The 20,504-nt window shown below is 71.2% G+C and carries 18 protein-coding genes and 1 riboswitch; of the genes, 8 read left to right on the forward strand and 10 right to left on the reverse strand.

Going from position 1 to position 20,504, the window contains the following annotated elements; all coding sequences use genetic code 11:
- Positions 1–11: 11 nt before the first annotated feature.
- The 3 genes from AB0I83_RS28900 to AB0I83_RS28910 all read left to right on the forward strand — a co-directional run bounded on the left by AB0I83_RS28900 (position 12) and on the right by AB0I83_RS28910 (position 3,478).
- Positions 12–1,394 carry a pitrilysin family protein gene (locus AB0I83_RS28900; protein WP_356535946.1) on the forward strand — a complete coding sequence of 461 codons (1,383 nt, stop codon included), beginning with the start codon at positions 12–14 and terminating at the stop codon, positions 1,392–1,394.
- Between the two features lie 191 nt (positions 1,395–1,585).
- Positions 1,586–1,757: riboswitch (cyclic di-AMP (ydaO/yuaA leader) on the forward strand.
- Positions 1,758–1,769: 12 nt separating this feature from the next.
- On the forward strand, positions 1,770–2,558 hold the full coding sequence (locus AB0I83_RS28905) for a M23 family metallopeptidase (protein ID WP_356535926.1): 789 nt from the start codon (positions 1,770–1,772) through the stop codon (positions 2,556–2,558).
- 221 nt (positions 2,559–2,779) lie between these two features.
- Positions 2,780–3,478: a GntR family transcriptional regulator gene (locus tag AB0I83_RS28910; RefSeq protein WP_363306742.1), complete on the forward strand. Its 699-nt coding sequence runs from the start codon at positions 2,780–2,782 to the stop codon at positions 3,476–3,478.
- Between the two features lie 172 nt (positions 3,479–3,650).
- Here the strand turns inward: AB0I83_RS28910 and AB0I83_RS28915 are convergent, their stop codons facing one another.
- Complete coding sequence (locus AB0I83_RS28915) at positions 3,651–3,932, reverse strand: HPr family phosphocarrier protein (protein WP_356535928.1); 282 nt, start codon at positions 3,930–3,932, stop codon at positions 3,651–3,653.
- A gap of 163 nt (positions 3,933–4,095) precedes the next feature.
- Here AB0I83_RS28915 and AB0I83_RS28920 point away from each other — a divergent pair, with 163 nt between their 5' ends.
- The 4 genes from AB0I83_RS28920 (at position 4,096) to AB0I83_RS28935 (ending at position 9,549) form a co-directional block, all read left to right on the forward strand.
- Positions 4,096–6,990, forward strand: a complete 2,895-nt coding sequence (locus tag AB0I83_RS28920) for a GNAT family N-acetyltransferase (protein ID WP_363306743.1) — start codon at positions 4,096–4,098, stop codon at positions 6,988–6,990.
- Positions 6,991–7,051: 61 nt separating this feature from the next.
- The gene (locus AB0I83_RS28925) at positions 7,052–7,648 is read left to right on the forward strand and encodes a DUF5998 family protein (RefSeq protein WP_356535930.1); all 597 of its coding nucleotides are present in this window, start codon (positions 7,052–7,054) and stop codon (positions 7,646–7,648) included.
- Entirely contained in the window at positions 7,648–8,835 is a 1,188-nt protein-coding gene (locus AB0I83_RS28930) for a nucleotide pyrophosphatase/phosphodiesterase family protein (protein ID WP_363306744.1), read from the forward strand. Before AB0I83_RS28925 ends, AB0I83_RS28930 begins: the two co-directional genes overlap by 1 nt.
- A gap of 63 nt (positions 8,836–8,898) precedes the next feature.
- Positions 8,899–9,549, forward strand: a complete 651-nt coding sequence (locus AB0I83_RS28935; protein WP_363306745.1) for a thymidine kinase — start codon at positions 8,899–8,901, stop codon at positions 9,547–9,549.
- 153 nt (positions 9,550–9,702) lie between these two features.
- Here AB0I83_RS28935 and AB0I83_RS28940 read toward each other — a convergent pair whose 3' ends face one another.
- The 9 genes from AB0I83_RS28940 to AB0I83_RS28980 all read right to left on the reverse strand — a co-directional run bounded on the left by AB0I83_RS28940 (position 9,703) and on the right by AB0I83_RS28980 (position 18,918).
- Complete coding sequence (locus AB0I83_RS28940; protein WP_363306746.1) at positions 9,703–10,686, reverse strand: terpene synthase family protein; 984 nt, start codon at positions 10,684–10,686, stop codon at positions 9,703–9,705.
- Positions 10,683–12,044 (reverse strand): cytochrome P450, encoded by a 1,362-nt coding sequence (locus AB0I83_RS28945; protein WP_363306747.1) that lies wholly within the window; start codon positions 12,042–12,044, stop codon positions 10,683–10,685. The genes AB0I83_RS28940 and AB0I83_RS28945 overlap by 4 nt, the downstream gene beginning before the upstream one ends.
- A 62-nt stretch (positions 12,045–12,106) precedes the next feature.
- Positions 12,107–13,672 carry a prenyltransferase/squalene oxidase repeat-containing protein gene (locus AB0I83_RS28950; RefSeq protein ID WP_363306749.1) on the reverse strand — a complete coding sequence of 522 codons (1,566 nt, stop codon included), beginning with the start codon at positions 13,670–13,672 and terminating at the stop codon, positions 12,107–12,109.
- A 54-nt stretch (positions 13,673–13,726) separates the two neighbouring features.
- Complete coding sequence (locus AB0I83_RS28955; protein WP_363306750.1) at positions 13,727–14,803, reverse strand: polyprenyl synthetase family protein; 1,077 nt, start codon at positions 14,801–14,803, stop codon at positions 13,727–13,729.
- 139 nt (positions 14,804–14,942) lie between these two features.
- Complete coding sequence (locus tag AB0I83_RS28960) at positions 14,943–16,253, reverse strand: cytochrome P450 (protein WP_363306751.1); 1,311 nt, start codon at positions 16,251–16,253, stop codon at positions 14,943–14,945.
- Positions 16,250–16,783 carry an ATP/GTP-binding protein gene (locus AB0I83_RS28965; RefSeq protein WP_356535947.1) on the reverse strand — a complete coding sequence of 178 codons (534 nt, stop codon included), beginning with the start codon at positions 16,781–16,783 and terminating at the stop codon, positions 16,250–16,252. The genes AB0I83_RS28960 and AB0I83_RS28965 overlap by 4 nt, the downstream gene beginning before the upstream one ends.
- Positions 16,784–16,847: 64 nt before the next feature.
- Positions 16,848–17,219 (reverse strand): DUF742 domain-containing protein, encoded by a 372-nt coding sequence (locus AB0I83_RS28970; RefSeq protein ID WP_356535938.1) that lies wholly within the window; start codon positions 17,217–17,219, stop codon positions 16,848–16,850.
- Positions 17,216–17,644, reverse strand: coding sequence for a roadblock/LC7 domain-containing protein (locus AB0I83_RS28975; protein WP_356535939.1), 429 nt, complete (start codon positions 17,642–17,644; stop codon positions 17,216–17,218). Before AB0I83_RS28975 ends, AB0I83_RS28970 begins: the two co-directional genes overlap by 4 nt.
- Positions 17,641–18,918, reverse strand: coding sequence for an ATP-binding protein (locus AB0I83_RS28980; protein ID WP_356535940.1), 1,278 nt, complete (start codon positions 18,916–18,918; stop codon positions 17,641–17,643). Before AB0I83_RS28980 ends, AB0I83_RS28975 begins: the two co-directional genes overlap by 4 nt.
- Positions 18,919–19,959: 1,041 nt before the next feature.
- Between AB0I83_RS28980 and AB0I83_RS28985 the strand changes: the two genes are divergently transcribed.
- Positions 19,960–20,403 (forward strand): SRPBCC family protein, encoded by a 444-nt coding sequence (locus AB0I83_RS28985; RefSeq protein WP_356535941.1) that lies wholly within the window; start codon positions 19,960–19,962, stop codon positions 20,401–20,403.
- The last annotated feature ends 101 nt before the right edge of the window (positions 20,404–20,504 follow it).

The following is a 20,504-nucleotide window of genomic DNA, read 5'->3' on the forward strand; positions in this document are numbered from 1 at the left end:
CTGGAGTAGCGATGGAGTACCACCCGCAGCCGACCGCCGGCGAGGCCAGGCCCTGGGCCTTCCCCGCGCCCGAACGCGGAGCCCTGCCGAACGGCCTGACCGTGCTGCGCTGTCACCGCCCGGGCCAGCAGGTCGTGGCCGTGGAGATCTTCCTCGACGCGCCGCTGGACGCCGAGCCGGAGGGCCTCGACGGGGTGGCGACGATCATGGCGCGCGCACTGTCCGAGGGCACGGACAAGCACTCGGCCGAGGAGTTCGCCGCCGAGCTGGAGCGCTGCGGGGCCACGCTGGACGCCCACGCCGACCACCCGGGGCTCCGCGTCTCCCTGGAGGTCCCGGTCTCCCGGCTGACCAAGGCGCTCGGCCTCGTCGCGGAGGCGCTGCGGGCCCCCGCCTTCGCGGAGAGCGAGATCGAGCGGCTGGTGGGCAACCGGCTCGACGAGATCCCCCACGAGCAGGCCAACCCGGCCAGGCGGGCCGCCAAGCAGCTCTCCAAGGAGCTGTTCCCCGCCACGGCCCGGATGTCCCGTCCGCGTCAGGGCACCGAGGAGACCGTACGGCGGATCGACGCCGCCGCCGTGCGCGCCTTCTACGACGCCCACGTCCGTCCGTCCACCGCGACCGCGGTGATCGTCGGCGACCTCACGGACGTCGATCTCGACGCGCTGCTGGCCGACACCGTCGGTGACTGGTCGGGCAACTCCGCCCAGGCGCGACCGGTGCCCCCGATCACCGCGGACGACAGGGGCCGTGTGATCGTCGTGGACCGCCCGGGAGCCGTGCAGACACAGCTCCTGATCGGTCGGATCGGCGCGGACCGGCACGACAGCGTGTGGCCCGCCCAGGTCCTCGGCACCTACTGCCTGGGGGGCACCCTCACCTCCCGGCTGGACCGGGTGCTGCGCGAGGAGAAGGGCTACACCTACGGCGTCAGGGCCTTCGGGCAGGTGCTGCGCTCGACGGCCCCCGGCTCGGCCTCCGGTGCGACGGGCGCCGCGATGCTGGCCATCAGCGGCTCCGTGGACACGGAGTCCACCGGCCCCGCGCTCGACGACCTGTGGAAGGTTCTGCGCACCCTGGCGGCCGAAGGGCTCACCGACGCCGAGCGCGAGACCGCCGTGCAGAACCTCGTGGGCGTGGCCCCGCTGAAGTACGAGACGGCGGCCTCCGTCGCGGGGACCCTGGCCGATCAGGTGGAGCAGCACCTCCCGGACGACTACCAGGCCGAGCTGTACGCCCGCCTGGCCGGGACGGGCACGGTGGAGGCCACCGCCGCTGTGGTCAACGCGTTCCCCGTCGACCGTCTGGTCACGGTGCTCGTGGGGGACGCCTCGCAGATCGCGGAGCCCGTCAGGGCGCTGGGCATCGGCGAGGTGTCGGTCGTCAGCGGCTGACGGAACGGCACATTCGGGACCTCGGCGGGCATGTCCGCCGAGGTCTGGCCTTTTGTCCGCTTTATTAAGCTAAGTAGCTTTTCATCCTGTGGGATGTGCGACAAAAGGCCCTTTCCGTTTGGTGGCGGCGACAGAGCCGTCCTAGCGTCTCCCCGGCTGTCCGTCGGAACCGAGCCGTGACCCGCGGCGCCGGACAGCCATCGCCGAGTCCCCGTCAGGCGCGAGCCTGGGGAGCCGGGGACCCACGAAGTCCCTGGGGTGAATCGGATTCCTGCCGTCTCGCACGAGACGGGCAGGGGCCCGTAGGAGACCTTCCTGCTCCGAACCCGTCAGCTAACCCGGTAGGCGAGAAGGAAGGAAAGGACCAACCCCTCCATGGCGTTCATCCGTGCCACCGGGAAGCACCGTGCCCCGAACCGCCTGACGCGCAGGAGCGTCCGGGTCGCCGGCATCGCTGCCCTGGCCACCACCGGTGTCATCGGCGCCACGGCTTCCCCGGCCCTCGCCGCGGACGCCGAAGCGGCGAGCGGCACCGGCCTCACCCAGGCCGTCGCCCTCGACACCACCCTCGCCGCCCAGATCCAGGCCCAGGCGAAGATCCAGCAGCACCAGGCCGACGTCGCCGCGAAGGCCGCCGCCGAAGCGAAGGCCGAGGCCGAGGCGAAGGCGGAGGCCAAGCGCAAGGCCCAGGCCCGCGCCAAGGAGGTCCGCGAGGAGAAGGCGCGCGCGGCACGCGCCGCCGAGCGTGCCCGGCTCAACTCCTTCCACCTCCCGGTCGCCGGTTCGCACGTCACCACCGGCTACCGGTCCGGCGGCGCGCTCTGGTCGTCCGGCTCGCACTCCGGCGTCGACTTCCAGGCCGCGTCCGGCACCTCCGTCGTCGCGGTCGGCGCCGGCACGGTCGTCGAGGCCGGCTGGGGCGGCGCGTACGGCAACAACATCGTGCTCAGGATGAAGGACGGCTCGTACACGCAGTACGGCCACCTCTCCTCGATCGGCGTCTCGGTCGGCCAGAGCGTCGACTCGGGCCAGCAGATCGGCGTCTCCGGCTCGACCGGCAACTCCACCGGACCGCACCTGCACTTCGAGGCCCGGACGACCCCCGAGTACGGCTCGGACATGGACCCGGTCGCCTACCTCCGCGCCCACGGCGTCCAGGTCTGACGCACCCGCCTCGCACGCTCCGACGAAGGCCCCGGCACCGTGCCGGGGCCTTCGCGGTGCCACGGGAGGGCGAAGGCCCGAAGTCCGCGCGCAACTGTTCGTCGGCCAAAAGATATCCATGGATTCCACCCCGCCATCGGAAATTCCGGCCGATTGCAATAGAGTCACAGAACAGGCGTCGATCGGCCGCGTTTCGCGGTGATCAAGACGGAGGTTCGGACATGCGCATTCCCGCGCATTCGGTATGCACGGCAATCCGTGACGACATCGTCTCCGGTGTCTTCGAACGCGGCAGCCGCCTCACCGAAGAGGTGCTCGCGCGTCGGTACGGCGTCTCCCGCGTCCCGGTGCGCGAGGCGCTGCGCACCCTGGAGTCCGAGGGGTTCGTCGTCACCCGCCGGCACGCCGGTGCCTGCGTCGCCGAGCCCACCGAGCAGGAGGCCGCCGACCTCCTGGAGATGCGGATGCTGCTGGAGCCGCTGGGCGCCGCGCGTGCGGCCCAGCGCCGCACCGACGCGCACCTCAAGGTTCTCCGTGGCCTGGTCAGGCTGGGGCAGGAGCGGGTGCGCCGCAGTGAGGGGGAGGACCTCCGGTCACTGGGCGGCTGGTTCCACGAGACGCTGGCCCAGGCCTCCGGCAGCCCCGCTCTGATCGCGCTGCTCACACAGCTGCGGCACAAGATCGCCTGGATGTACGCCGTCGAGCAGCCGGCCAGGCCCGCGGACTCCTGGGCCGAGCACGGTGCCCTCGTGGACGCCGTGGCGCGCGGGGACGCGGAACGCGCCAGGCTGCTCGCCGCCCAGCACGCCGAGCGGGCCGCCGCCGCGCACCGGCTGCGCCGCGCGGACCGGCAGGCGGCCGGCGGGGCCCGGGTGAGGACTTCGCAACACCCCGTAAACATCGCGGGAGCCCGCCATTAACAATTACGCCGTATACAAAGAAGGCATTCTTGGTGGGGTCTTTCTTTTTGCTGCCCTGATCCGGATTACCGTCGAGCTTTGATCTCTCCGGTCCTGGAAATGGAGAAGTCGCGGCTCCCGGTGGGGGCCGCGACTTCGCCGCAGAGGGAATTCCGGTTCTGAGCGACCGGGGTCAGACGGTCTCCGGGAGCTCGTCGAGCCCCTCGGCGACCAGCTTCGCCAGGCGGTCCAGAGCGGTCTCGGCGTCGTCCGCCTCGGACGCGAGGACGATCTCCTCGCCGCCCTGGGCGCCCAGGCCGAGCACCGCGAGCATCGAGGCGGCGTTCACGGGGTTGCCGTCCGCCTTGGCGATGGTCACGGGGACGCCGGAGGCCGTGGCGGCACGGACGAAGATGGAAGCGGGGCGGGCGTGCAGGCCCTCGGCCCAACCGACGTTGACGCGGCGCTCAGCCATGGTTCTGCCCTTCACGTGTCAATAAGTTGTCTAGACCAGTCTCTCATGTGGTGCGCACTGCTGTGCCCGTCCTCCGGCCCGTCGTTCCGCCGCCGGCCGGCTCACTCAGCGTGCCCCCGCGGGCAACCCGCCGCTACCCGTGCGGCGGTCGTAGGCTTTGCCCATGGAGCCCATGCCCGCGCAGAGTCCGCATCACGCGTACCCCGACCACTGGGAGGCGGACGTGGTGCTCCGGGACGGTGGCACCGCACGCGTCAGGCCCATCACCACGGACGACGCCGAGCGGTTGGTGAGCTTCTACGAGCAGGTCTCCGACGAGTCGAAGTACTACCGCTTCTTCGCCCCCTACCCGCGGCTGTCCGCGCGCGACGTGCACCGCTTCACCCATCACGACTACGTCGACCGGGTGGGACTGGCCGTGACGATCGGCGGCGAGTTCATCGCCACCGTCCGCTACGACCGGATCGACGACCGGGGCAGGCCGGCCTCGGCCCCCGCGGACGAGGCCGAGGTCGCCTTCCTCGTCCAGGACGCCCACCAGGGGCGTGGCGTGGCGTCGGCGCTCCTCGAACACATCGCGGCGGTGGCCCGGGAGCGCGGTATCCGCCGCTTCGCAGCCGAGGTGCTGCCCGCCAACAACAAGATGATCAAAGTCTTCCGGGACGCCGGGTTCACCCAGCACCGCAGCTTCGAGGACGGTTCCGTCCATCTCACCCTCGACCTGGAACCCACGGCCGAGTCCCTCGCCGTCCAGCGCGCCCGCGAACAGAGGGCCGAGGCGCGCTCCGTGCAGCGCCTGCTGGCCCCCGGCTCGGTCGCCGTCGTCGGCGTCGGCCGCACGCCCGGCGGGGTGGGCCGCACCGTCCTGCGCAATCTCCTCGGCTCGGGCTTCACCGGACGCACGTACGCGGTGAACACGTCCTTCGTCGCCGGGCAGGGCGCGGTCGACGGGGTCCCCGCGCACCGCTCCGTGGGCGAGATCGGCGAGCCTGTCGACCTCGCGGTCCTCGCCGTCCCCGCCGACCGGGTGCCCGAGGCCGTCGCCGACTGCGGAGAGCACGGGGTCCAAGGGCTCGTCGTCCTCTCCGCCGGCTACGCCGAGCGCGGGGCCGAAGGCCGGGAGCGGCAGCGCGAACTGGTCCGCCAGGCACGGTCGTACGGCATGCGGATCATCGGGCCGAACGCGTTCGGCATCATCAACACCTCCGACGCGGTCCGCCTCAACGCCTCACTCGCCCCCGAGTCGCCCGAAGCCGGGCGCATCGGGCTCTTCACCCAGTCCGGCGCCATCGGGATCGCGCTGCTGTCCGGGCTCCACCGGCGTGGCGCAGGGCTGTCGTCCTTCATCTCCGCGGGGAACCGGGCCGACGTCTCCGGCAACGACTTCCTGCAGTACTCGTTCGAGGACCAGGACACCGACGTCGCCCTGCTCTACCTCGAATCCCTCGGCAACCCGCGCAAGTTCACCCGCCTCGCCCGCCGGACCGGCGCGGTGAAGCCCGTGGTCGTGGTCAAGGGCGCCCGGCACAGCGGCACCAACCCGCCGGGGCACGCCGTGCCCGTCAGCCGCATCCCCGACGCGACGGTCTCCGCGCTGATGCGGCAGGCCGGTGTGATCCGCGTCGACACGGTGACGGAGATGGTCGACGTGGGCCTCCTCCTCGCCGGCCAGCCCCTGCCGGACGGCCCCCGGGTGGCGATCCTGGGCAACTCCGAGTCCCTCGGGCTGCTCACGTACGACGCGTGCCTGGCGGAGGGGCTGCGCCCGCGCCCGCCCCGCGACCTCACCACCGCGGCCGGTCCACGGGACTTCCGGGACGCGCTCGCGGAGGCCCTCGCGGACCGGACCTGCGACGGCGTGATCGTGACCGCCATCCCGTGGGTGGGGGAGAACGGCGAGGCGGAGACCGGTGACGGAGAGGTCCTGGCCGCCGCGCTGCGCGAGGCGGCGGCCACCGGCCCGGCCAAGCCGGTGGCGGTGGTGCACGTGGAGATGGGCGGCCTGGCCCAGGCTCTCGCCGCGGCCACGGGCACCGCCGCTCCCCCCGCGCCCCGGCCGGCCGGCCCCGCCCGGGCGCCCGAACCCCCGGCCGCCGAGACGGGAGCGGGCGGGCACGGCGGCGCCCAGGCGGCCGCGACCGGAGCCGACGCGCCCGAACCGGACCGCCCCGCACCCCGCGCCGGCCGGATCCCCGCCTACCCCGCGGCCGAGCGGGCCGTACGCGCGCTCGCCGAGGCGGTGAAGTACGCGCAGTGGCGCCGGCAGGCCGCGGCGCCCGGCAAGGTGCCCGAATTCCTCGACGACACCATCGACGAGCCGGGAACCGCCGGCCTGATCGACGCGCTGCTCGGCCCCGACCCCGACCCGCGAGGCCGTCCGCTCACCCACGACGAGTCCCGCGAGCTCCTCGCCCGCTACGGCGTCACCGTGCGTCCCGCCCTCCCCGCGCCCGATCCGGAGGCCGCCGTCGCCGCAGCCGCGGAGCTGGGCTACCCGGTGGCCCTCAAGACCACCGCACCCCACCTCCGCCACCGCGCCGACCTCGGGGGCGTCCGGCTCGACCTCGTCGACGAGGACGCCCTGCGCCGTGCCTACGACGAGCTGACAGACCTGCTCGGAACCCCCGCCGAACTGCGCCCCGTCATCCAGGCCATGGCGCCCAGGGGCGTCGACACCGTCGTCCGGGCCTCCATCGACGCGGCGGCCGGCGCTGTCCTGTCCTTCGGCCTGGCCGGCGCGCCCTCCGAGCTGCTGGGCGACATCGCCCACCGCCTGGTGCCCGTCACCGACCGGGACGCCGCCGAGCTCATCCGGTCCATCAGGGCGGCGCCGGTGCTGTTCGGCTGGCGCGGCTCCGCGCCGGCGGACACCGCGGCGCTCGAAGAACTCCTGCTGCGGGTGTCCCGGCTGGTCGACGACCACCCCGAGGTGGTCTCGGTCGCCCTGGAACCAGTCGTCGTCGCCACACACGGCCTCAGCGTGCTCGGGGCGAGTGTCCGTCTCGCCCCGCCGCCGCCCCGCAGCGACATCGGCCCGCGGCGGCTCCCCAGCTACTGACCGCCGACGGACCCGCGCACGGCGTCCCCGGCAGTCACCGGCCCCCCGTAGGATGGTCCGCATGGCAAAGACCGGTACGACGACCCAGGGGCTGCGCGCGGCGATCGAGCGCAGCGGCTACTACCCGGCCCTCGTGGCCGAGGCGGTGGAGGCCGCCGTAGGCGGGGAGCCGGTCGCTTCGTACCTGGTGCACCAGGAGACCACCTTCGACTCCAACGAGGTCCGCCGCCACGTCACGGTCCTCGTCCTGACCGACACCCGCTTCATCGTCAGCCACACCGACGAGCAGGCGGCCGACGACAGTTCCCCGACGCCGTACGCCACGACGTCGACCGAGTCGGTCAAGCTCGACAGGATCTCGTCCGTCGTGGTGAGCCGGGTCGTCGCGGACCCCGAGAAGTACGTTCCCGGCACGCTGCCGCGCGAGGTCGTCCTGACCATCGGCTGGGGCGCCGTCTCCCGGATCGACCTCGAGCCCGCCGCCTGCGGCGACCCCAACTGCGAGGCCGACCACGGCTACACCGGCAGTTCCACCGCCGACGACCTGAGCCTGCGCGTCAGCGAGGCGGGGGACGGCCCGGACACCGTGCGTCAGACCCTCGCCTTCGCCCAGGCACTCTCCGAGGCCACGGCCGCGACCGCGGCGACCGGCCGCTGATGGTCCAGCCCGCCTGGCAGGACCCTGTTCTGCTCGCTCCCGAGTCCGCTCCGGCACCTGAGTACGGCAGCGGCTCGCTCGCCGACCTGCTTCCCACGCTCGTCGCCGGACAGGGCGTGCCGGGCTTCGAGGCGTCGATTCCGGAGCTCACCCCCGCCGACCGGAACTGCGTCTTCCTGATCGACGGCCTCGGCTGGGAGCAGATCAAGGCACACCCGGACGAGGCCCCGTTCCTGCACTCCCTGCTCGCCACGTCCCGTGGTGGCACCGGCCGCCCCATCACGGCGGGCTTCCCGTCCACCACGGCGACCTCGCTCGCCTCGGTCGGCACGGGCCTGCCCCCCGGCGAGCACGGTCTTCCCGGCTACACCGTGCGCAACCCGGAGACCGGCGCGCTGATGAACCAGCTCCGCTGGAAGCCGTGGACCTCCCCGAAGGTCTGGCAGCCTCACCCCACCGTCTTCGAGCTGGCCCACGCCGCGGGTGTGCGCACCGCCCAGGTCTCCGCCCCCGGCTTCGAGCAGACCCCCCTGACCAAGGTCGCGCTCAGCGGCGGTTCGTTCCTCGGCAGGCTCACCGGCGAGGACCGGATGGACCTCGCGGCCGAGCGGCTCGCCGCGGGCGACAGGTCCCTCGTCTACACCTACTACAGCGAGGTCGACGGCCAGGGGCACCGCTTCGGTGTCGACTCCGACTCCTGGCGGGGCCAGCTGATGTACGTCGACGGACTGGCCCGGCGCCTCGCGGAGCGGCTCCCACCGCGCTCGGCGCTCTACGTCACGGCCGACCACGGAATGATCGACGTCCCGTTCGACGAACAGTCCCGGATCGATTTCGACGAGGACTGGGAGCTGAGCGCAGGTGTCGCCCTGCTGGGCGGCGAGGGCCGCGCCCGCCACGTGTACGCGGTCCCCGGGGCCGAGACCGACGTGCTGACCGTCTGGCGCGAGGTGCTCGGCGAGCAGTTCTGGGTGGCGAGCCGTGACGAGGCCGTCGCGGCGGGCTGGTTCGGCCCCCGGATCGACGAGCGCGTGTACGCCAGGATCGGCGACGTGGTGGCCGCAGCCCACGACGACGTGGTGGTCACCGCTTCGGTCAGGGAACCCCACGAGTCGGCGATGGTGGGGATGCACGGGTCGCTGACCCCCGCGGAACAGCTCGTCCCGCTCCTCGAAGTACGCTCGTAGGTTCCGTCTTCCGCACCCCCCACCCCGCACCGCACACGCACCCCGAAAGGCGCGCACTTCCTGATGTCCGAGCTTGTGTTCTTCTCCGGAACGATGGACTGCGGGAAGAGCACACTCGCGCTGCAGATCGCGCACAACCGGTCGGCGAGAGGGCTGCAGGGTCTGAACTTCACCCGGGACGACCGCGCGGGGGAGGGGAAGCTCTCCTCCCGGCTCGGGCTGGTGACCGAGGCGGTCGAGGCGGTGCAGGGCATGGACCTGTACGCCTACGTCGTCGACCGGGTGACGCAGGGCGGCCGGGTCGACTACCTGATCGTGGACGAGGCGCAGTTCCTGGAGCCGGTGCAGATCGACCAGTTGGCGCGGGTCGTCGACGACCTGGACCTGGACGTCTTCTCCTTCGGGATCACCACGGACTTCCGCACGAAGCTCTTCCCCGGCTCGCGACGGCTGATCGAGATGGCGGACCGCGTCGAGACGTTGCAGGTACAGGCGATGTGCTGGTGCGGGGCGCGTGCCACGCACAACGCCCGGACGGTGGGCGGCGAGATGGTCGTCGAAGGTGAGCAGGTCGTCGTCGGTGATGTGAGCAGCCCCGCCGCCGAGGTCGGCTACGAGGTGTTGTGCCGGCGTCATCACCGTCGCCGTATGACGAGCGGTTCAGTCCATGCCGGCGCGCTCTCGCCGGACGTCCTGCCGGTGGCCTCCGACTGAGGACCGCGGGCCGCGTGGCAGTGCGATGCCCGGCCGGGGCACCGCCCCCGACGGCCGGCGTCGCCGACACGAGCACCGCAGGGCTTCCCGGCGCCCGGCCCGCTGTGCGCGCCCGAGCCGCCGGGAGGCCTGCCCCCGCACGCGTCCGATCGCTCAGGTGGCGTAACGGGAGTGTTCGACGTGCCACACGTAGGAGGCGGCGATGCCTTCCATCGCCCGAGCGTGACGGGCGAGCTCTCCGACCGACCCGGCGGTGAGAGCGATGATGCGACCGCGCAGGACGACGGCCTCCTCCTCACACATCCGGGCAGCTTGCCGGAAGGCCCCCTCGATGTCGCAGCCGTACTGACGCATCAGTACCGTCGGCAGGCTGAGCGGATCCGGTCCCTCGCGGGTCGCCTCCTTCGCGTACGAAGCGAGATCGTTGATCCATCCGGCGAGGTCGGCCACGGCCGACTCCAGCTCCCGGACCGCCGTCGAGGAGCGCTGCCGCGCGGTGAGCTCGTATCCGAGCGCCACCTCCGCGGCGGCCATGACGGTGCGCACGAAGACCGTGTGGGGGCGCATGGCCCGGTATTCGCGGAGCGTGACGCGGTCGGGGGCATGCAGGTGGTGCGCCTCCCAGAGGATCCCGAAGAGGTTGTCGCGCAGGTGGGCGGTGATCCTCAGGTACTGCGTGGGCGTGGCCCGTTCCTCGAAGCGGACCAGGAGATCTCGCAGGGCGGCCCCGAAGACGCTCTCCTCTCCGGCGGACCGCTCGTCGTGGTGGCCTGCGAGGAGCCCGATGAACTCGGCGTTCCTGCGGACCAGTCCGGGGAGGTCGTCGGCTCCCGCCGTCTCGCCGTAGGCGTCGTCGAACGCGGTCAGCCACAGGAACAGGTCGGCGCAGAGGAAGAGGCTGTCGATGTCGGCCGTGGGGAGCGTGCGGGCGATGCCCCTGCTCGTGATGTTGCACAGCGCCTTTCGCGCACCCGGTGAGCCGACCAGGGGATGGGTGTCGAGCCACTCGCCGGTATGGCGCTCGACGGCGTCCGCGTGTGGGCTGACGGTGAAGGGACCGGGGAAGGAGTCGCGGAGGTCCGGCATCGGCAGTGCGGCGCGGGGGGAAGCGGACGCCCCGGGAGAGGAGTCGCTCATTCCGCGGCCCCCACGACCGCGTGCTGCCTGGTCTCGACGATCATGTCGAGGGAGGACGGGTGCACGGTGATCTCGGGTATCGGGCGGACCGGCTTTCCGGGAGCCGGGCGCAGCCGCCACCGGGATGCGACGAGCGCCGTGATGACGACGGCCTCGGTCAGCGAGAACTGGTCGCCGATGCACATTCTCTTGCCGACCCCGAACGGGATGAAGGCCCCGCGCGGCGGCTGGGGACGTTCCGGGATCCAGCGGTCCGGATCGAAGCGCAGCGGATCGGGGAACAGCTCCGCGTCCCGGTGCATGGCGTAGGGGCTCCACATGACGTCCGTCCCCGCCGGCAGGCGGAACTCGCCTATCTCCACGGGGGAGATGGCCTGCCGGGTGAGGATCCAGGCGGGGTTGTGCAGCCGCAGTGTCTCGTCGATGAGCCTGCGGGTGAAGACGAGCCGGGGAATGTGTTCGAGGGCGATCGGCCCGCCCGCGAGCACGGAGTCGACCTCCTCGTGCAGTCTGCGCTCCAGTTCCGGATCGCGGCCCAGCTCGTGGAAGAGCCAGGCCAGCGTGACCGCGGTGGTCTCGGACCCCGCCGCGAGCAGTGCTGTGACCTCCGCCATGACCTCCGCGTCGCTCAGCTGGCCGCCGGTCTCGTTCGGGGCGGTCATGAGCAGCGACACCAGGTCGTCGTACGCGTCGGGGTCCGCCCGGTGGTCGGCGATGATGGTGGTGATGGCTTCGCGCAGTACGGCGTTGGCCGCCCGTGCCCTTCGGTTGCCGCGCGTCGGCAGCCGTTCCAGGGCCGACACGGGAACCATGGCGTGCGTCAGAGCGGCCTTGAAGACGGTGTCCACGCTGTTGAGGATCGTCTGCGCGGGCCCCGGTTCCGGGGTGGAGGAGAACAGGGCGGCCATGACGATGCCCTGGGCCATCAGCTGCATCTCGTTGCACACGTCGACGGTCCGGTCGTGGTCCCAGGCCGAGATGGTCGGCTCCACGGTTTCCCGCATCATCTCGACGTAGCCCTTGACCTGTTCCCGGTGGAGGGCGGGGGACATCATGCGCCGTCGGTTCAGGTGCTGCTTCCCCTCCGCGACGGGCAGCGGGTCGCCTCCGAAGAGTTTGAGCTTCTCGAAGAGCAGCCCCTTGTTGAAGTGCTGCGACCGGCGGGTGAGCACCTCCTGGAGCAGCTCGTGCGAGTTGACCACGACGATCGGCTTGGGGCCGACGTCTATGCGTACGACCGGTCCGTAGGAGCGGAGCTTCTGGACGTACGCCAGCCGGTCCCTGATGAGAGGGAGTGCGTGTCCTACGAGTGGCAGCCGGCCCGGTGCGGTCGGCGGCAGGTGTTTCTCGGCGCTCAAGTGCCTGTCCTCGTTCTCTCTGGGGGATTCACGGGTGTCCGCCCCTGCGGGGGCCGACCGGGTCAGAGGTGACGGATCCGCAACATCTCTCGCGCGCCCAGGATCTCGGCCTCGATCATCGCTTCGGGCGCGTAGAGGGTCTTGTCGTGCCACAGGGCGGGATGCCGGGTGCCTGCGTCCGCCACGGCGTCCAGATACGCCCCGGCTCGGCCGAGAGCGCGGACCTGGTGCGGGGCGGGTGCGGAAGGGGCCGCGGAGAGCAGGATCTTGACGGCGTACGCGGTCTCCTCGGCCGTACCGTCCCAGACTCCCCACGATCCGTCGTCCCGCTGGGTCTCCGCCGTCCAGGCGGCTGCCGCCGCGACCGAGGCCGAGGCCTGATGTCCTCCATGCTGCGCCAGCGCGCGCACGCACCGCTCGGTCGAGTAGTAGGGGGAGGCGTGCCATTTGTCGGGCCAGTACCCTTCGGCCCTCTGCTGGCCGACCAGCCAGTCGCACAGCTTGTCCGCCCGGGGGTCGTCCGTACCCCCCTCGGCGGGAAGGCGCTGCGAACAGCTGACCAGTGCCTGGAGCGCGTGGGCGTTCGCCGTGACCGACCCGGTGTCCTCACCGACGTAGCAGTCGAAGTGGCTGCCGTTGTGGAACGCGTCGAGCGGTTCCGGCCCGTACGGCCGGCCGACGAGCGAGGCGACCAGCACGGCCATGGCCGTGTCGTCGGCGTCCGTCATGAGGCCGGGGGCGCCGCGTACGCCCTCGGGGTCGTAGATCTCGTCGACCCACCCGCGAACGGTGGGCAGGGTGGCGGCAGGCAGCCCGGCCCGGGCGAGCGCGGCGGCCACCCAGAGCCGCTCGAAGACACGGATGGGGGCTGCTTCGGGGAAGAGGCCGTCGTACCGAAGGGCGACGGGCTCGAGGTGCGCGACGGCCCGCTCCACCGCGGCGGGTGTGGACGCGCCCCAGGCCGCGGTCGCGGCCGGCGAGCTTCCGAGGAGGCCGTCGGCGTCGGGTACGAGACTCCGGGGTATGTGCCCGGCCACGCCTTCGAAGGTGTGGTGGAGCTTGACGGGAAGGGCGCCCACGGCCTCGTACCGTGCGGCGACGTACGCGGGGGCCCCTTCGTGGTACCCGCCCGGTATCGCCAGGCGGTCCGCCGCCGTGAGTCCGTGGAACCGGCCGGGGGCCTCCGCGGTGGCGTGGGCCAGGTGTTCGTTGACTCCGGAGACCAGGCCGGGAACGAGGAGCTCGGCCGCGGCCGTGTCGGGCCACGGGCCTGCCGGCGGAAGTGCGCGCAGCGCGGTCAGACCGCGTGCCGCCGCTCCTGCCAGCCGGGCTCCGACGTCCCCGGACACGGTGGCCCGCCGCAGTACGGCCAGCGCCGCCTCCACCCCACTGAGCGTCGGGAGCAGGCGATAGGGCTCCGGGCCGTCGCCCCAACTGCCGTCGGGCGCTTGTGCGTCGAGGAGGTAGCCGACCCGGCGTGCCTCACCGGGCAGCCAGGGTGCCGCCGAGGTGACACGGGCCGTCTCGTACGGCGAGGGGCGCACACTGCCCCACCTGTCCTGGTCGACCCTGGCCACCAGATCGATGGCCTGTTGGGGAAAGGTCGTACCGGCGGGCGCGTTGCTCATGGGGGTTGGTTCCTCCTCGTGGTCGGGACGTACGTCTGCGGGGCGGTGCCGCCCTCATGTCCGGCGCGCGGTCGCGGCGTCCGCGAGCCTGCGCAGGGAGGCCGTCGTGACGCCGGGGAACGGGGCCCCGTCCAGGGCCGCGAGCGCCGTGGCCCGTCGCTCGGCGATCATTTCCTCCACGCGGGCCCGGGCGCCCGTGGAGCTGAGGATGGTACGTATGACCTCTGCCTGATCCTCGTCCAGGTCGCTGCGGCCGACCAGCCTGCGCAGGGTGCTCAACTCCGAGGGAGACGCCCGTTGGACCGCGAGCGCCATGAGCACCGTGCCCTTGCCCGCGCGCAGATCGTCGAGCACCGACTTGCCTGTGTCGGCGGAGTCGCCGAAGACCCCGAGCAGGTCGTCGCGCAGTTGGAACGCCTCTCCCAGGGGTATACCGAAGGCGGTGCACGCTTCGAGTACCGGTGGGGCGCCACCGGCCAGAGCCGCCCCGATGTGCAGAGGGCGCTCTATGGTGTACTTCGCCGTCTTGTACCGGATGATGCGCAACGGAGTGCCGACATCGCCGGACAGGCGGCCGGTGGTCTGAAGATCCAGAAGCTGGCCGTACATGACCTCGCTCCGCATCTTCGCCAGCAGCGGCCTGACCTGGGCGAGCCGGTCGGGGGCGGCCCCCGCTGTCTCCAGCAGCTCGTCGGACCAGACGAGTGCCAGGTCTCCGAGGAGTACGGCGGCACCGAGACCGTGAGCCTCGGCCCTGTCGTGGCGCCCACCGCCCTCGGTGTAGGTCGTGGCCAGAGCGCGGTGGGCGGACGGCTGCCCGCGGCGGATGTCGCTGTCGTCCATCACGTCGTCGTGTATCAGGGCGAACAGCTGGAAGAGTTCGAGGCTGGCGGCAGCGCGTACGGCGGCCGCCGGGTCCCCCGTCGCCCCCGCTGCCTGCCATCCGTGGAGACACAGCCGGGAACGCAGGCGTTTGCCGCCGGCCAGCAGCCCGCGCAGGGTGGACGTCAGGTGCAACAGCTCGGCACCCGGGGCCGATCGGTCCTTGGAGTCCAGGAAACCGGTCAGGGCGGAGCCCACCCCGTGGTGCAGGGAGGAGACGTCGGTAGGAGCGGGAAGTATCTCAGTCATCGGTCGATCCCTTAATCGAGAACCGTCATGTCATTTCGTTCGCACAGAGGACGGACCAGGGCCAAGGTCTCGCCTGGACGACGTGGTGGGGCCGGCCGTTCCCACGGGTGGCCCCACCACGTCACAGCGGCCGCGTGAGCTAGACCGATGGCCTCGAACGTGCTCCGAGGCCGGTGTCCGCCGGGACCGGCCCCTGTTCCCTCCTGGGCTCCGCGGGGCTCCGGGACCAGGGCGTCGCCCCCTTGGCGTCGGGGGTCAGCGGCGTGAACCGTGCCGGCAGCGCGGTGAGCGTCCGGTGAACTGCCCCCGGCTGGTGCACGAGTTCTCCGGCAGGCACGGCGAGCTCGATGTCCGGCAGATAGCTGACGAGGCGTTCGATCGCGGTGGTGGCGATGAGCAGCGCCACGTCACTGGCGGGACAGGCGTGCGGACCGGCCGCGAAGGCCAGGTGCGCCTTGCCTCCCGAGCGGTAGCCGTCGGACGGGGTGCCCGAGTGGGGGCAGGTGTTCGCGGCGGCGTACGAGACCATGACGGGTGAGCCCGCCGCGATGGCGGTCCCGTGGAAGTTGATGTCCTCCTTGGGCGTGTGGAAGCTGTAGTTGGCCAAGGGGGACTCGTTCCACAGCGCGTCGTTGATGGCGTGCTGGATGGGCAGACTGCCCGTGGTCAGCGTGCCGAAGTAGCGCTCGTCGCTCAGCATGCGGACGAAAGTGTTCGCGATGAGGTTGACCAGGGGTTCGTTACCCGCGCCGAGCGTGATCAGGATCTGGTTGGTGGCCTCTTCCTGGTTGAGGCCGTTGGGATGGTCGATGAACCACGAGGTCAGATCCTGCCCGCGCTGAGCGGCCTTGGTCGCGTAGAGCGTCTGTAGGTAGGCGCCGAACGCCTGTCCGCCGGCTGCCTGCATCTCCGGGTCGGTGTCCACCATGGCCGCGAGGGCCCACACGAGCCGGGGCCCGTGTTCGTCGGGCATACCGAACAAGGCGTTGAAGATCATCAGGGGCAGCTGCTGTGCGTACTGGCGGACCAGGTCGACCTGACCGGTGTCGGCGAAGTCCTGGAGCAGGGTGTCCGCGTAACGGCACGTCAGGGCGCGTACCTCGTGGGGGTCCAGGAGGCCGAAGCTGTCAGTGATCACGCGCCGGAGGTGCGCGTGCTGCTCGCCGTCGGCGAAGAAGAGGCTCGGCCGCCATTCCACCAGGGGTCTGATCGGGCTGTCCTCCGGCACCAGGTGAAGCCAACTACGGGTGTCCTTGGACCAGGTGTCCGTGTCCCGCAGGAGTTCGATCGCGGCCTGGTAGTCGGTGACGAGGTGGACGACGACACCGGGGGCGACCTCGGCGACTCCGACGGGCCCCTGCATGCGGAGCAGTTCGTAGCTGCGCTGGGGGTTGGCGGCGTGCTCGGCCCCGTGGAGGGACACGGGAGCGTCGGTGGGGGTGATGGTCACGAGGCGTCGGCTCCGGCTACGGCAGAGGAGATGGAGTGTGCGGTGAGGGCGATGAGGGCTTCGAGGCTGCTGTTCATGTCCCGGGCGTCGCAGGTGACCAGGGGGGTGGCCGGGTCGAGATCGAGCTTCGAACGCAGCAGCTCTGTCGGGTAGTCGGGTGAGTCGGGGAAGGAATTGACGGCGACGGCGTACGGCAGACCGCGCTCCTCGATCAGGTCCATCACCTCGAAGGACTCGTCCAGACGCCGGGTGTCGGCCAGGACGAGGGCTCCGAGGGCTCCGAAGGCGATGCCCTCCCACAGGGGAAGGAAGCGGCGCTGCCCCGGCGTTCCGTAGAGGTACAGAACGATCTTGTTGCCCGGCAGGGTCCGGCGGCCGAAGTCGATGGCCACCGTGGTGGTGGTCTTGTGGCGCAGACCGACGAGGCTCAGGTCGTCGGTGGTGGCCGCACCCTCGGTCATGACCTCGTCGGTGTGCAGCGTCGGTATCTCCGACAGTGTCTGTATCGACGTCGTCTTGCCCACACCCATGGGACCGGCGACGAGGATCTTGATGCGCTTGTGCGTCCCCTCCGGCAGGTAGACCGGGCGCGCGCTAGGCGACGAGGAGTTGGCGGAGTCCACTCAGAACCTCTTCCATAACTGCTTTCGACGGACGGTCGGCGCGCAACGCGGAGAGAGCGTCCGGGACCGGGTCGCTCGCCTCTAAGTGCCCGTCGTTGACGAGCTGTCCCGCGATCATGAGGCTCGCGCCGACCGGGAGCTTGAGGTAGCCGGCCACCTCGATGACGCTGAGGGAGCCGTCCACGACCAGTTCGACCATCCGCACCTGTATCGGTGTGTGGTACGTGGGGAGAGGAAGGCCGGTGGCGCGGAGGGCTGTCAGCCTGTCCAGGCTGCCGGCGGCCGAGGCCTCGGAACCTCCCGTTCCCAGATAGGGCGGAAGCAGCCTCCGCTCCCGACTCATGACAGGCCGTCCTGGCTGCGGGCGGGGACGGACATGCTCTGCTGGCCGAGCTTCATGGCCTGGCGGGCCATGGCTCCCGCCACCACTCCCATGGGCATGTCGTCGGTGCCCGCGGCGGCGATCAGGGTGTTGTCCCCGGCCGGCATCACCATGTAGATGCCGTGCTCGTTCTGCGTGGTCGCGGTCACCAACGGTGTGTTCTCCGGCTGACCCAGGGCCGTGTTGGTGGCAGCGCGGGCGGCGGCGTAGAAGGCGGACGTCATCGCGCCTATGCCTTCGGCGTCGTCCCGCTTCAGGTGCTCCGATGTGGCCTGGACCATGCCGTCGCGGGTCATCGTCAGGGCATGCAGGACGCCCTTGATCTCGGTGATCGGCTTCAGGTACCAGGCGGCCTGATCGGGCTGGGTGTAGTTGTTGAGGGTCACGGTGTTTCCTCCGAATCGGTGGTTGCCCGGCCGCTGGCGAGCCCCTCCTGGAAGTCGTTCCAGGTGTCCTGGGCGCGGCGGGGGTCCTGGGGCTGGTATCGCGGCGCGGCGTCCTCGACGGCGGACACCGCGAGGCTGCGCCGATTGCGCTGGGGCAGTTCGGGCGGGGCTTCGGCATCCGGAGCGGCAGCGGGTGCGCGGCGCGGCTCGGGGGCGGCCGACCGGGCGGGGACGGGGCGCTTGCGGACCTGGGGTGCCGAGACGGGCAACGGAGCCATCGCGGACTGGGGCTTCGCCTCCTCGTTCATCGAGGTCAGCAGGTTGGGCGGAATCGACAGCACGGCACGCACCCCTCCGTAGGCGGATTGGTGGTTGATGGAGACGGCGAAGCCGTAGTCGGCCACCAGCCGGCCGACGGCGGCGAAGCCCTGCGAGGGCGGGTCACCGAGGTCGGTGAGCATCACTTCCTGCTGGTCGCCCGACAGCAGGCGTGTCCCGCGGACGGTCGCCTCCGCGGTCATGCCCGTGCCCGAGTCGTCGAAAGTGATGCACACGTTGCCGTTCCCCGTCTGGAGCACGCTGACCTCGACCATCAGGTCGTCGCGTGAATGCTCCAGCGCGTTGGCCATCAGCTCCGCACAGGCCATCGCGATGGGCTCCGCGGCACGTCCGACGACGCCGATGTCGGACGACCGGAGCCGCGAGACGATCTGAATGCGTTCGAAGCCACGCAGCCGTGAGGAAGCGCCACCGATGATCTCGGTGACGTAGGTGTCCTTGCGGACATGCCCCGGCCAGGCCCCGTACGCGACGGCCGACTTCTGCAGGAGCCGCAGCAGCTGCTCGTTGAGGTGGTCCGCCTGGAGCAGCCTGCTGGTCAGGCTCTGCGGCGCGCTGAACTCGTGCTGCAGCTCGTCGATCTCCGTCTGCAGACGGTAGGAGAGCGCCTGTGCGTCCTGGTTCGTACCGCGCAGGGCGGCCCGGGCGGCGGCGTCCACCCGGCGTCGTTCCTTGAGCAGGTTGACGGATACGTGCTCCAGCACGGAGTCGAGGAGCAGCGCGTCGTCGGAACCGGCGAGCTTCTCGTGCAGGAGGCCGGGAACAGGATGGTGCGAACTGATCAGGTTCAGTGCCAGTGCGGGCAGCCGCGCGGAGACGAGGTGGCGTACCTCGTCACGGAAATCCTGTGCATAGGCTTCGACCTCGCTGGTGCAGGTCTCAGCGGATCTCCTTTCCTTTGCTGCTGCCAGAGCGCGCGCTTCGGCATCTCGCATGCGGGATTCGAAGCTGTCGCGAGCTGATTCGTATTCCCTGCCGCGCCGAATATGCTTCTTGCGCGAGCGCGCCAGCAGCACGACTGCGATGGCCAGAAGGGCCGTCACGGCGCCGAGTGCTATGGCGATTTCTGATAGCGAGGTCACGGAAAAAGGGTCCTAGGGTTGGTATCGAGCTTCCGGGGACCTGCCCGGCGGACAAGTCGGCCCACGGGGAAGCCGGTTGCTGTCTCCGGAGGCGCCGGAGGGTCTGCGGGCGTGTGGCCGGACGGGTCGCACGGCCGAGATGAATGATCTGTGAAGATTCGACGAACGGCCGCGCACCTGCCGCTCCATGGCCGCTGAGGTGGCGCGGAGCAGATGAGGACGGCTGCGCCGGGGCGTCGCGATGCCGGGCGGGCTTGCCTCCGCCCGGCGCCTGACGTTGCGTCATACGTGCTGCGAAGGGCTGCCCTTGATCCGCCCACAGGGCCGGTCCGGCCGTCTGTGACGGGGGGTCAGGATCCATCAGGGCTCCGTTGGGGGCGGGGTCGCAGACGATATCGGGGCTCTCCGCCATCAGCGCAGTGGTGCTCAGCGACCTGGCAGTTCAAATCGCTGTCATTGTACGTTGGTTGAAACGCCGACGCGGCAAGGGCGAGTGCGACAACCGGAGTCCATTCAGGGCGAAAGGGGATCGTCCGTCCAGTTGCATCGGGGCTGAAAGGATACTTTCCTCGCGCACCGGGGGTACCGACCCGGACCGCGCAGTTTCGGCATCGCGCTCCGCACTGCCGTCGACGCTCAACTTTTCGCCCTGATAAGTGCGTTGTGCGACGCCGGTACCGGCCGCGAGGCCTTGGGCGGCCGGCCGGGGACGTGCTCGTGAGGGTGGAGCGGCGGCGACCGGTGCGGCTGCATCCGGACTTTCGGCCGGCCCGCTCGCGGTGAAGGCCGCTCCACGGTACGGAGCGCACCGTGGCCGCATTGCCCATGCGTGGGGCGCGGGGGAGCGGGTACGCGCGAGCGTAAACCGTGACCGAGTCCAAAAAGGGTGATCCCATGTCCTCCTCCATCGTCGAGACCGTAGACATCAAGGCGCCGGTCGCCGTCACCTGGGCGCTGTGGAGTGACGTGACGCAGTGGCCGAAGTTCCTGAGCCATGTGCAGCGAGTCGACCCCATGGACGAGCGGCGTTTCGCCTGGCAGTTGTCCCTGCCGGGCGTCGACAAGGCCTTTGTCGCCGAGCTCACCGAGGTCTCCCCGCAGGAGCGGATCGCCTGGAAGACGATCGAGGGAGTGCATCACGCCGGCGTGGTCACCTTCCACCGGCTCGACGACACCTCGAGCCGGGTGGCCCTGCAGATCGAGTACGACCCCAAGGGGTTCGTCGAGCACCTCGGTGCCCTGACCAACCTCGATTCGGCGCTGGCCAACTACGACCTGGGCGAGTTCCAGAAGCTGGCCGAGACGGCGGCTGCGGGTGAAGGCGTCAGGGGTCTGTGACCGGCCTGGCCAGCTCCTCCGCAAGATCCGGTGGAGCGGGCCCCCGGACGCGGGGGGCGGCCCCCCCCCCCCCGGGGGGGGGGGGGGGGCCCCGGCCGGGC

Source organism: Streptomyces sp. NPDC049970 (assembly GCF_040660235.1).
Classification (GTDB): Bacteria; Actinomycetota; Actinomycetes; order Streptomycetales; family Streptomycetaceae; genus Streptomyces.

Bases quoted from the DNA above. Each gene is read 5' to 3' on its own strand.
- AB0I83_RS28905 (WP_356535926.1), top strand. From the start codon at position 1,770: ATGGCGTTCATCCGTGCCACCGGGAAGCACCGTGCCCCGAACCGCCTG.
- AB0I83_RS28955 (WP_363306750.1), bottom strand. From the start codon at position 14,803: ATGACTGAGATACTTCCCGCTCCTACCGACGTCTCCTCCCTGCACCAC.
- AB0I83_RS28950 (WP_363306749.1), bottom strand. From the start codon at position 13,672: ATGAGCAACGCGCCCGCCGGTACGACCTTTCCCCAACAGGCCATCGAT.
- AB0I83_RS28915 (WP_356535928.1), bottom strand. From the start codon at position 3,932: ATGGCTGAGCGCCGCGTCAACGTCGGTTGGGCCGAGGGCCTGCACGCC.
- AB0I83_RS28965 (WP_356535947.1), bottom strand. From the start codon at position 16,783: ATGGGTGTGGGCAAGACGACGTCGATACAGACACTGTCGGAGATACCG.
- AB0I83_RS28985 (WP_356535941.1), top strand. From the start codon at position 19,960: ATGTCCTCCTCCATCGTCGAGACCGTAGACATCAAGGCGCCGGTCGCC.
- AB0I83_RS28970 (WP_356535938.1), bottom strand. From the start codon at position 17,219: ATGAGTCGGGAGCGGAGGCTGCTTCCGCCCTATCTGGGAACGGGAGGT.
- AB0I83_RS28920 (WP_363306743.1), top strand. From the start codon at position 4,096: ATGGAGCCCATGCCCGCGCAGAGTCCGCATCACGCGTACCCCGACCAC.
- AB0I83_RS28940 (WP_363306746.1), bottom strand. From the start codon at position 10,686: ATGAGCGACTCCTCTCCCGGGGCGTCCGCTTCCCCCCGCGCCGCACTG.
- AB0I83_RS28980 (WP_356535940.1), bottom strand. From the start codon at position 18,918: ATGCGAGATGCCGAAGCGCGCGCTCTGGCAGCAGCAAAGGAAAGGAGA.
- AB0I83_RS28910 (WP_363306742.1), top strand. From the start codon at position 2,780: ATGCGCATTCCCGCGCATTCGGTATGCACGGCAATCCGTGACGACATC.
- AB0I83_RS28930 (WP_363306744.1), top strand. From the start codon at position 7,648: ATGGTCCAGCCCGCCTGGCAGGACCCTGTTCTGCTCGCTCCCGAGTCC.
- AB0I83_RS28900 (WP_356535946.1), top strand. From the start codon at position 12: ATGGAGTACCACCCGCAGCCGACCGCCGGCGAGGCCAGGCCCTGGGCC.
- AB0I83_RS28935 (WP_363306745.1), top strand. From the start codon at position 8,899: ATGTCCGAGCTTGTGTTCTTCTCCGGAACGATGGACTGCGGGAAGAGC.
- AB0I83_RS28925 (WP_356535930.1), top strand. From the start codon at position 7,052: ATGGCAAAGACCGGTACGACGACCCAGGGGCTGCGCGCGGCGATCGAG.